Raw genomic sequence first — 11612 nt, 5'->3', positions numbered from 1 at the left:
CCTTATTCTTCCACAACTGCTTTTAGCTGCTGTTCATTCCATATTTCAACACCGAGTTTCACGGCTTTTTCATATTTCGATCCAGCATCCTCCCCAGCTATGAGAATGTCTGTCTTTTTACTTACACTTCCGGTAACTGTCCCACCGAGCGATTCAATGAAGGCTTTTGCTTCATTTCGAGAAAACTCTTCCATCTTCCCTGTTAATACAATTGTCTTACCGGCAAAAACAGTGTCACCCTCGTCCTGTTGGGCTGACTTTTTTGGACCCTTATATTCCATATTAATCTGTAATCCACGTAGGTCATCTAAGAGTTCAACCACTTTTTCCTCGGTAAAATATTGTGCAATGGAATCAGCCATCTTATCGCCAATTTCATCAATAGCTACAAGATCTTCAAATGTAGCCTGCTGTAGATTATCCATTGTTTCAAATTCCATCGCAAGCGTTTTAGCTGCCTTTTCTCCTATGAAACGAATGCCCAGGCCAAATAACAGTCTCTCCAATGAATTCTCTTTCGATGCTTCGATCGCTTCCAGCAAATTAGATACAGATTTTTCACCCATTCGCTCCAGGTTGAGTAATTCTTCTCGTTCCAATCGATATAAATCTGCCATTGTGTGAATGAGCTCGTTTTGGAAAAGCTGTATAATTACTTTTTCTCCAAGCCCGTCAATATTCATTGCATTTCTAGATACAAAGTGAATGAGTCCTTCCATGAGCTGTGCTGGGCAATTCGGGTTAATACAGCGAAGCGCCACTTCTTCCTCCAATCGAACAACTTCACTGCCACAAGCAGGACACTCTGTTGGCATATGGAATTCTTGCTCTTCCCCGTTCCGCTTTTCTTCCACGACACGGACGACTTTTGGAATGATATCGCCTGCCTTTTTAATAACGACTGTATCACCAATTCGGATATCTTGCTCACGAATTAAATCTTCATTATGCAGTGAAGCACGTTGTACTGTAGATCCAGCAACCTTTACAGGATCGAGAATTGCAGTTGGTGTAATCACACCAGTTCTGCCGATACTTAGCTCGATATCTCGAAGCTTTGTGATGGCTTCTTCCGCTGGAAACTTATAAGCGATTGCCCAGCGAGGGCTTTTTGCAGTATAGCCGAGCTCATCTTGCTGATTTAAATCATCGACTTTTATCACAATCCCGTCAATCTCATAGGATAAATTCGGGCGTTCTTTCGTCCAATAGTTAACAAATTCGATGACTTCATCAATTGTTTCACATTTTTTCCATTCTGGATTTGTCTTAAATCCAAGCTCTTTCAATTTCTCAAGTCGTTCACTGTGTGACGTAATGGAGCTATCATTCCACTCACCAACACCATATAAATAGATGTCAAGATTACGCTGGGCAGCTATTTTAGGGTCAAGCTGTCTTAAAGACCCAGCCGCAGCATTCCGCGGGTTAGCAAATGGCTCTTCTTCATTTTTCTCTCGCTTTTCATTCAATGCAAGGAATGACTTATGCGGCATAAAAGCTTCTCCGCGAACTTCTAGTGTTGCTTCATCTTTAATGGAGAGCGGGATACTGCGAATCGTTCTTAAATTTGCAGTAATGTCCTCACCCGTTGTTCCATCACCACGAGTTGCACCACGAACAAACTTACCATTTTCATAGGTTAGAGAAATAGCAAGTCCATCAATTTTAAGCTCACACACAAACGTAAGGGGTTCGTCCGTTCCATTACTTGCTCTCCTAGCAAAATCTCTAAGATCCTGCTCATTAAATGCATTACCAAGGCTTAGCATTGGCACATTGTGCTGCACTTTTTTAAATGCATCCAATGGTTCTCCACCAATACGCTGTGTTGGAGAGTTCTCAGAAAGGAACTCTGGGAATTGCTTTTCGAGTTCCTGTAATTCTCTTAGCTTTTCATCATACTCTGCATCCGGTACGCTTGGCTTATCGAGCACATAATATTCATAACCATATTGATTCAGTAATTCGATCAGTCCTTGTATTTGATCCTGCGCTTTTTGTTTATCCATTAGCTGACTCCTATTCTTTCGTGATTGGTGCGAATTTTGCAAGCAATCGTTTGATACCTACGGGTGCTGGGAAGGCAACATCCAATTCCATTTTGTCTCCATCTCCCTGAACTTTCACAACTGTGCCAATGCCCCATTTTTTATGATTCGCTTTATCTCCTGGGAACCAATCCTTATCTTCTGCTCCAGTTGTTGTTTGCATCCGCTCTGCTTTTCGCTTCACAGGTGCTGGGCTTTGGACATCCTTAGGTTTACTGAATATGCTGCCAAACATCGTGTTTCTAGTTTCTTCCATTCCCTCAATCAATTCTCTCGGGATTTCATTGATAAATCGACTGATGGGGTTCATATTCGTTCTGCCATATAGAGTGCGCATTTTTGCATGTGTTAAATAAAGCTCTTTTTCTGCTCGGGTTATTCCTACATACGCGAGGCGTCGTTCCTCTTGCATTTCCTCTTCATCCATTAATGAACGACTATGTGGAAAAACATTCTCCTCCATACCGATTAAAAAGACGACCGGGAATTCCAGCCCTTTTGCAGCATGGAGCGTCATTAATGTAATTTTTTCCTCATTGTCCGGATCTTCTTCATCCACACGATCAATATCTGCGATTAAGGCTAGATCCGTTAGAAATGAAATTAGTGTTTTATCTTCACTTGTCTCTTCAAAATCCTTTGTCACCGTCATAAACTCTTCTAAGTTCTCTAAACGACTTTGTGCTTCGATTGATTTCTCATTTAAAAGCATTTCTTCATAGCCAGTTCGTTCTAAAACTGCTTGAACCATATCTGTTGCAGTCAGGAAATCCTGTTGTTGATTTAACGTTTTGATTAAATTACCAAAGGCTGCAAGTGCATTTGCTGCTTTGCCTGAAACACCTGTAAAGTCTACTTCCTTCACTGCCTCATAGAAGGAAATGCCGTGCTCTGCTGCATATGCACGAAGTCGTTCAACAGATGTTTTCCCAATTCCTCTTTTGGGCTCATTCACCACACGTTCAAAGCTTAAGTCATCATCCGGGTTGGTAATTAATCGTAAATAGGCCACCATATCTTTAATTTCTTTCCTGTCGTAGAATCGCATACCTCCAACCATTTGATAAGAAATACCAGACTTTAATAGTGTGTCCTCAATTGCACGGGACTGCGCATTGGTTCGGTATAAAACCGCAACTTCACTTGGTGAATACTCTTTATTCCGAGTTAGCTCCTGAATCTTATCTGTTATATAAAGAGCTTCTTCCTGTTCTGTTGCACCTTGGAAATAGCTTATTTTCTGACCTTCATCATTTTCTGTCCATAAATTCTTCGGTTTACGTCCAGCATTATTTCCAATGACTTTATTCGCAGCTGCAAGAATTGATTTTGTCGAACGATAATTTTGTTCTAAAAACACTGTCTTCGCACTTGGATAATCATTTTCAAAAGAAAGGATATTCTTAATATCTGCTCCTCGCCAGCGATAAATCGACTGGTCTGAATCCCCAACAACACAAAGGTTTTGATAACGACTTGCCAGCTGTTTTACTAAATAGTATTGTGCATGGTTGGTATCCTGATACTCATCCACATGAATATATTGAAAACGACGTTGATAGTATTCTAACACTTCAGGGATACGTTGAAATAGATGGATTGTCTGCATAATTAAGTCATCAAAATCAAGAGATTGATTTTTTCGAAGCATTTTCTGGTACCCTTCATAGACCTGTGCTACTTGTCTATCGTAAAAATTACCCGCATGTTTACTAAATTCTTCATCGGTAATTAATTCGTTTTTTGCTGTACTTATTTGTCCCAACATAGCACGGGGGTCAAACTTTTTCGGATCCATATTTAAATTCTTTAACACCTGTTTAATCACCGATAACTGGTCACTGCTATCCAGGATTGTAAAGCTGCTGCTATATCCAATCCGATCAATATCACGACGTAAAATTCGCACGCACATCGAGTGGAAAGTTGAAACCCACATTTGCTCCCCTTGAGCTCCTACAAGTCTGCTCACACGATCCTTCATCTCTCTTGCAGCCTTATTCGTAAACGTAATCGCCAGAATATTTCGCGGTGAAACCTCTTTCTCATCCATTAAGTAAGCGATTCGGTGTGTGAGTACTCTCGTTTTTCCACTTCCCGCTCCTGCCATAATTAATAATGGTCCTTCTGTATGTCTAACAGCTTCCTGCTGCTCTTTATTTAATCTATTTATCATTTCGTCAAATGCCTGACTCATGATTACATCACTCCTTGAATCATTTATCTTTTACCGCTTCTACTGTCTTGAGTGCTTTTTTGATGTCGGTATAGATACTATTCCCAACTATAATTACATCTGCATACTCTTTCATTTCCTTCGCTTGCTCGGGATTTTCGATTCCCCCACCGTAAAAAAGCAGTGTTTTATCAAGCTCGTTCTTTACTTCTTTCACAAGTTCAGGTTCTCCATATGTACCACTATACTCTACATAAAAGATGGGCAAGTGAAAGACATGCTCTGCCATATATGCATATGCCTTCACATCATCTTTATCTGGTAAATAGCTATTCGTATGCGTAAATGCTTTCGCGTCCTCATTTAATATACAGTATCCTTCGAAAAATATCTCGCTGTACTCCATCATATCAATATACTCTTTAATCGCTTTATGCTGGATATCCATCATAAACTTTTTCTCCTTGGAATTGAGCACCATTGGAATAAAGTAGTAATCAAATCCGGGAGTAAGTGCTTCTTCATTCGATATCTCCAAAACACATGGAACCGTATGGCTGCGGCGAATCCGTGATAATAAATCAAGTACACCGTCCAATGTTACATCATCCGTTCCGCCAACGATTATTGCATCCGTACCTGATTCACAAATTAGATCTAAATCCTCATCCGAAATCTCTTTTGCTGGATCAAGCTTAAATATATGTTTCCATTCATTAATTGTCTTCAAAGGTTGATTCCTCCATCATCATTTTACATTAGTCTATTATACCAAAAATCAAGGTTGGAATTTAGCAATTTGAGGAATGTTTATGAAATCGAAATAAAGTAATAGGATAGATAACTGTGGAACAAAAGCGCAAGCGCCCGGTTAGCGACGTACGGACTGGACTGAGCCGTAGGAGATAAAGGAAACACGGCGACCGCAGGGAGCCGATGTTGACTTATCGTACGGAGGTGAAGGAAGTCTCGCTAGTCGCTGGGCGCTGGAGCTGGACGTAGCCGTTTAGGTAACTAAGTTATCCACAGCATTCAAATTTTATAGTTCCCTATGCAGGAACAAAAGAATAGAAACCGTAGCCCAAGCTGGGACACGGTTTCTATTCTTTTTCCTTAATTCTATCTAAAACCATCATATAACCATCGCTGCCGTAATTGAGACATCTTCGTACACGGGATATCGTTGCTGTTGATGCTTTTGTTTCATTTTCAATTGCACTATATGTCTTTCCTTCTGTCAGCATCTTAGCAACCTGCAAGCGCTGTGAAATAGACTGTATTTCAGACATTGTTGCAATATCATCAAAAAAGCGATAGCACTCTTCTATATTTTCCAGTGATAGGATTGCTTCGAATAATTGATCTAACTGTTTTCCACGTAGTTTATCGATTTGCAAGACAAAACCCTCCTGACTATTCTACTCATTTGATATTGTGACAGACTGCTTGATTCCAGGATCTGTTGGTACAACATTGACCCATGTCTTTCCAGGGACAAGACCAATCGGCTGGCCATCTTTTACAGGAATGATTCTTCCATCTTTGTTTTCCCATTGAATCTCCTGTACTTGGCCTTTTTGAATTAGGTATCCATCTCCGCCTGTTTTCAAGTCAATCGCCCTGCGTCCTGAATCATCGATTACTTCATGGAAGGCTTCTACTATAAAAACATTATCCACTTGGATTGCAGTTTCTGTATTTAAATCAACTGACGGCTCTCCATTACTGGAGCGTGCATACTTTCCACTAGCTTCATCATATGTGTATTCAACGCTTTCTGATGTATTATCGCCATACTCAACCTTAACTTGTGCAGCCTTTTCGCCATCAAGCGTTTCAATTTTCTCTTCCGTTAGAAAGTTCAGCGACTCCTGCGTACTTGTTGTTTCATATCCTTTCGTTGATGCTACATCATAAACAGCACCCAGCTGCAGATATGAATTATGTGGTGCTTTTCGGAAGGATTCTCTTTTAAATAGAATCCCATCATTATCATAGGTAGAACCATTTAAGAAATTAATGCCCCGATTCACAATCATATCATTTACAAAATCTGCTGCACCATGATACACATAAATTGCGTCATATCCCTCAGCAAGCTCGAAATAATATTCTCTCGCACTTCTAACTGGTCCGACGACTTCTGGCAATTCACTTTGATATAAAGCAAGAAATCGAGTAATTGTTCCTTCAGCTAAAATTTCAAAAACGATATCTGCTTCTGATAACCCAGATTGTGGTCTTGCTGCAGCATGATTATTTATCATGACACCAATCGTTCGATTGTCTACAGACTCGTCAGTTTCGATTCCTGAAAATGGAAATGTAGCTGCATAACGATCATTCCCCTCTGGTTGCTGTTCGGGAACATTGTCCTTCTCTTTATTATCATCTGACGCTTGATTATCCGACGAACAAGCTGCAAGTGCTAGAACAAAGACCGTTAGTGTTAACAAAAGTAGTTTTTTCATTTATGTCCACACTCTCTAATTTAGTCTATGTTCTATTATATGCTATCGCATCGTTGCTGGGAAGAGAATTGTCCGATTCTTTATGTCCACCAGCCCTTGTTGCGTAATGCGTAAGAACGGTAAATGGGTTGATGATAGAAATAGAAGACTATAAAATGGATCACTAAAAGCATAACCAGCCTTTTTTAAGCATCCCTTTAATTTTTCTTCTTCTTCGATAAGGTTTTGAATTGATTTTTTTGATATAAATCCATCAAGCTCAAGAGGTATCTCCGCTAATATTTCTCCATCATGCACAAGGACAATACCACCGCCAATTTCTTTCAAGCGTTGCCATGAAAGTAGAATATCCTTTTTGTTTTTCCCGATAAACACAATATCACCAGAAGCAGAAAAACTGCTTGCTATACCACCTAAGCCTGGTGCAAAGCCACGAATTGTCGTATTGACTCGCCATGTACCTTTTCGATCCATTAATAGTAGAAATTGATCACCATTCGCTTCTGATAAATCTTCGACATTAATATCTACCTCAATACTGTACGGCTTTACGATTACATTGTTAACCATTTCTAATCCAATCGGAACGGAAAATTGCAAATCCCCTTCATCTAAATCCCAGTCAAAGGCTGCTGGCTCGATTCCATACTTTTCCCAATTAATCTTCGACTCGGAAACTTGCACTTGTTGCTCACGCATTATCCATTGTCCTTTTGCCAAAACACTCTCCGGATGCGGGTTGGCTTTGTCTGTTAATATATTAATGTGAGCAACGCGCCCTGGTGCGATACTACCAATCTGTTCATCAAGATGGAAGTGTTTTGCTGCATTATAGCTTGCCATACGATATGCTTCTTCCAACGGAATTCCTTTGTCTAACGCAATTTCAAGACAAACATTAATGATTCCTTTTTGCATAAATGCCGGTGTTGGTCCATCCATCGTGAACATCAAATTATCAAAATGCTTGAGACCCGATTCAAGAATTTCTTCTATAAGAATCGGTAAATCTGGACGTATAACAGAATAACGCAATGCAGCACTATATCCGAGTCGCAAGCGGCGAATGACTTCTTCACCTGTCATCGCCTCATGGTCTGCACTCACACCTAGCAGCTTCATTTTTGTTAATGTTTTCTCCGATGCTCCTGGCAAATGCCCTTCCACTGGTTTCCCAAGCCGCTTTGCTTCCTGAATCCAATAGAGCAGCCGGTCATTTCCAGCAAGAAGACTAGGCCATGCTGTTAATTCGCCACCCTGCACGACATTTGGATGTGATAACCATGATAGAACATCTGGAGTGTTGTAAAATTCTTCTTCATCGTTCAAGGCTGTTTGTGAATCAAATCGCGCCCACCAATACATCGAAGTCGGTAATTTATTGAACTCCTCTATTATAGAAAACGCTTTCTTTTTGTCTAATGTCAAATTCCACGTTAAGCTGTCATTAACCAATGTTGTTGTACCGAATCTTGCAGCATGAAATGCTAATGCTTCCGGGTTCGCTAATTGAAATGGGTGTGCATGGGGTTCAATATATCCTGGAACCAAGTATTTCCCAGTACAATCAACTACCTCTACACCATCAAGCTGCTTTGGTAATTGTTCACCAACATAAATAATGCGGTCATTAAAAATCCATATATTAGCTTCTAACCATTGTTTTGTATATACATTTAAATACGTGCTGTTTTTCAGTACAAGTGTTGGTGCTACTAAGCCATCAATCACTTTTACATGCTGTCTTAGTTCACGGTTACGCCAATTCAATCCATTGATCATTTCATATCCCAACTCTCTCATCAACCATTTGCTTTATTTTACCATATTTTCACTTTAAAAGGGTTAATTAATTATAAATTTAAATTAACTTAATAAAATTGAAAATTAAGTCTAATAATCTGCAAACATAACTGATTCCGTCGAATGGACGTAGTTCTAGTAGGGTGTGGATTATTCAAGAATCTGAAGAACTGCGAGAGTAGATTTATCTGCAAAAGTGACGGACAGAAAAAAACCTCTCCCTTGTTAGAATAAAACCTGGGAGAGGGTTAACTATTTACCTATATCATTTCTAAAGAAAAATGCTGAGTGCTCCACGTGCGGATGAAGCAACTGGTAGACATCCTCCGTTGCCGCTTTTAGAGAGGTAGATTTAGCACCCACCAAGAGGACACGGCCACCATCCGAAACGATTGTGTCACCTTTCAGCTTAGTTCCTGCATGAACAACAAACGTATTGTCCGTGACATTAAATGATGGAATTGGCGCTTCTTTTTCATATGTACCTGGATAGCCTTTAGATGCTACAACAACACCTGTGCATGCGGCATCCTCCCAGTCTAGTTCTGGATTTTTCCCATCCAAGACATCGTTGAAAACTTGAACAAGGTCATTCTTTAACAATGGCAAAACAACCTGTGTTTCTGGATCTCCGAAGCGTGTATTGAACTCAATCACCTTTGGACCCTTTACAGTCATGATTAATCCAGCATATAAAATACCTGTGAAGGTTCTGCCTTCCTCCATCATGCCGTCAGCTGTTTTTTGCAAGATATGCTCGATTGAAAAATCTAAATGCTCTTTTGTAACATCTGGCACAGGTGCAAATGCTCCCATTCCACCCGTATTCGGCCCTTCATCATGGTCATATGCACGTTTATGGTCACGCGCTGTTACCATTGGATAGACTTGATTTTCATGAACAAATGCCATAAGTGAGAATTCTTTTCCATCTAAAAATTCCTCGATAACCACAGTAGCTCCAGCATTCGAAAAAGCTTTAGATATGAGCATATCGTCTACTGCATTTAGGGCTTCTTCTTTTGTTAAAGCAACGATAACTCCTTTTCCCGCTGCCAGTCCATCTGCTTTGATAACGATTGGCGCACCTTTTTCCTCAATATACGCTTTTGCTTCACGAGCTTCTGTAAATACAGCATAATCCGCTGTTGGGATATCATATTTTTTCATAAATTCTTTAGCAAAGCTTTTGCTTCCTTCAAGCAGTGCAGCTTCTTTTGTTGGGGCAAATATTCGCAATCCTTCTTCCTGGAAACGGTTGGCAATTCCTTCATTTAATGGATTTTCTGGACCAACAATGGTTAAATCAACTGCTTCTTCCTTTGCAAAGGACAAAAGCCCTTCAATATCCATTTCATCAATCGCAATACAAGTTGCCCGCTCCCGAATTCCACCATTACCTGGCGCTGTATAAAGGGTTGTGATTGCTTTACTTTCAGCAAGCTTCATAACGATACTATGTTCACGACCACCACGTCCGACTACTAACACTTTCAATTGGAACCCTCCTTAAATCGAGTAGAGAAGTCACCAGAACCGTTGGAACAGCCTTCCTTGATCTGGTGACTTTAGTGTTTAATGTTTAAAGTGACGCATCCCTGTATAGACCATTGTGATGCCATGTTCATCACAAACATCAATGGAATCCTGGTCACGTTTTGAACCGCCTGGCTGGATGATTGCTGTAATTCCAGCTTTTACTGCCGCTTGGACTGTATCAGGCATTGGGAAAAATGCATCAGATGCCATCACAGATCCTTCCGCTTTAGTACCAGCTTGTTCGATCGCAATGTTTGCTGCACCAATCCGATTCATCTGCCCTGCACCAACACCAATTGTCTGGTTATCCTTAGCAAGTAAGATTGCATTAGATTTCACATGCTTTACAGCTTTCCATGCAAACAATAGGTTATCCAGTTCTTCTTCTGAGGGCTGACGTTTCGTTACAACCTTTAAATCATCGATAGAGATGTTTCCGTTATCGCTATTTTGAATCAAGACACCACCACTAACTGTTGTTAGTTTTTTCATTGCAGTTGACTCGTTTGTTAGTTCTAATTCTAGCAAGCGGATATTTTTCTTCCTTGTCAAAATTTCCATTGCATCTGCATTAAACCCAGGTGCAATAACAATTTCAAGGAATATTTCACTGAGCTTCACTGCGGTAGCATAGTCGATTTCCCGATTACAAGCAACAATACCACCAAAAATAGAAATCGGATCTGCATCATAAGCACGGCTGAATGCTCCTTCAATTGTTTCAGCAACACCAATTCCACAAGGATTCATATGCTTCACTGCCACTGCCGCTGGTTCATTATATTCCGCTAATATTTCAAGTGCAGCATTAGCGTCTTGGATATTATTGTAGGATAATTCCTTGCCATGTAACTGTTTAGCTGTCGCAAGGCTCGTGCTTTTATTTATTGGGTTTCGGTAAAAAGCTGCCTGCTGATGCGGGTTTTCTCCGTAACGTAAATCTTGGACTTTTTCATATGTAATGGTATAGGTTTCTGGAAATTCTTCATTTGTTTCTGTCATAAAATAGTTTGCAATCATAGCGTCATAGTTCGCTGTATGACGGAATACCTTTGCAGCTAATTGTTTACGAATTTCTGCATCTAGCTGGTCAGACTGGAGTGCTTGCAGTACTTTATCATAATCAGCAGGATCAACAACTACTGCAACGTCTTCAAAGTTCTTTGCAGCAGAACGAAGCATGGTTGGTCCACCTATATCGATATTTTCGATAATTTCCTCATTGGAAACACCTTGTTTTTCTATGGTTTGTTTAAATGGATATAAATTAACAACAACCATGTCAATTGGTGAAATATTGTTTTCTTCCATTTGCTTCATGTGATCTGGATTGGAACGTTTTGCTAGTAAGCCACCATGAACGAGTGGGTGCAATGTTTTCACACGACCATCCATAATTTCCGGGAAACCTGTTACATCATCAACTGGCTTCGCCTCAATCCCACCATTTACAAGGGTGCTTAGTGTACCACCTGTTGAAATAATTTCATATCCCGCTTCAATAAGGCCTTTTGCAAATGCTGTAAGATTACTTTTATCTGAAACACTGATTAGCGCTCTCTTGCTCATTAC

The 11612-nt window shown here is 40.2% G+C and carries 8 protein-coding genes; all 8 read right to left on the bottom strand.

The window, feature by feature from the left end; all coding sequences use genetic code 11:
* Nucleotides 1–2: 2 nt before the first annotated feature.
* Nucleotides 3–2012, bottom strand: coding sequence for an NAD-dependent DNA ligase LigA (ligA, locus tag D1B32_RS18645; protein ID WP_118890128.1), 2010 nt, complete (start codon nt 2010–2012; stop codon nt 3–5).
* Nucleotides 2013–2022: 10 nt separating this feature from the next.
* Entirely contained in the window at nt 2023–4248 is a 2226-nt protein-coding gene (gene pcrA, locus D1B32_RS18640; protein WP_095312645.1) for a DNA helicase PcrA, read from the bottom strand.
* A 19-nt stretch (nt 4249–4267) separates the two neighbouring features.
* Nucleotides 4268–4957, bottom strand: a complete 690-nt coding sequence (pcrB, locus tag D1B32_RS18635; RefSeq protein WP_118890127.1) for a heptaprenylglyceryl phosphate synthase — start codon at nt 4955–4957, stop codon at nt 4268–4270.
* 370 nt (nt 4958–5327) lie between these two features.
* On the bottom strand, nt 5328–5624 hold the full coding sequence (locus D1B32_RS18630) for a YerC/YecD family TrpR-related protein (protein ID WP_118890126.1): 297 nt from the start codon (nt 5622–5624) through the stop codon (nt 5328–5330).
* Between the two features lie 21 nt (nt 5625–5645).
* Nucleotides 5646–6698 carry a DUF3048 domain-containing protein gene (locus D1B32_RS18625; protein ID WP_118890125.1) on the bottom strand — a complete coding sequence of 351 codons (1053 nt, stop codon included), beginning with the start codon at nt 6696–6698 and terminating at the stop codon, nt 5646–5648.
* A gap of 42 nt (nt 6699–6740) precedes the next feature.
* Nucleotides 6741–8480, bottom strand: a complete 1740-nt coding sequence (locus D1B32_RS18620) for an adenine deaminase C-terminal domain-containing protein (RefSeq protein ID WP_095312643.1) — start codon at nt 8478–8480, stop codon at nt 6741–6743.
* A 273-nt stretch (nt 8481–8753) separates the two neighbouring features.
* Nucleotides 8754–9998: a phosphoribosylamine--glycine ligase gene (purD, locus tag D1B32_RS18615; RefSeq protein WP_118890124.1), complete on the bottom strand. Its 1245-nt coding sequence runs from the start codon at nt 9996–9998 to the stop codon at nt 8754–8756.
* A gap of 78 nt (nt 9999–10076) precedes the next feature.
* Nucleotides 10077–11609: a bifunctional phosphoribosylaminoimidazolecarboxamide formyltransferase/IMP cyclohydrolase gene (gene purH, locus D1B32_RS18610; RefSeq protein ID WP_118890123.1), complete on the bottom strand. Its 1533-nt coding sequence runs from the start codon at nt 11607–11609 to the stop codon at nt 10077–10079.
* Nucleotides 11610–11612: the final 3 nt, after the last annotated feature.

The sequence above is a fragment of the Oceanobacillus profundus genome (assembly GCF_003515705.1).
GTDB lineage: Bacteria > Bacillota > Bacilli > Bacillales > Amphibacillaceae > Oceanobacillus > Oceanobacillus profundus.
The sequence above is the reverse complement of the archived record's forward strand: the minus strand, read 5'-3'. Positions and strand labels throughout refer to the sequence as shown.

Coding starts and splice junctions, on each gene's coding strand:
- D1B32_RS18620 (WP_095312643.1), bottom strand. CDS start 8,480: ATGATCAATGGATTGAATTGGCGTAACCGTGAACTAAGACAGCATGTA.
- ligA (WP_118890128.1), bottom strand. CDS start 2,012: ATGGATAAACAAAAAGCGCAGGATCAAATACAAGGACTGATCGAATTA.
- pcrA (WP_095312645.1), bottom strand. CDS start 4,248: ATGAGTCAGGCATTTGACGAAATGATAAATAGATTAAATAAAGAGCAG.
- purH (WP_118890123.1), bottom strand. CDS start 11,609: ATGAGCAAGAGAGCGCTAATCAGTGTTTCAGATAAAAGTAATCTTACA.
- D1B32_RS18625 (WP_118890125.1), bottom strand. CDS start 6,698: ATGAAAAAACTACTTTTGTTAACACTAACGGTCTTTGTTCTAGCACTT.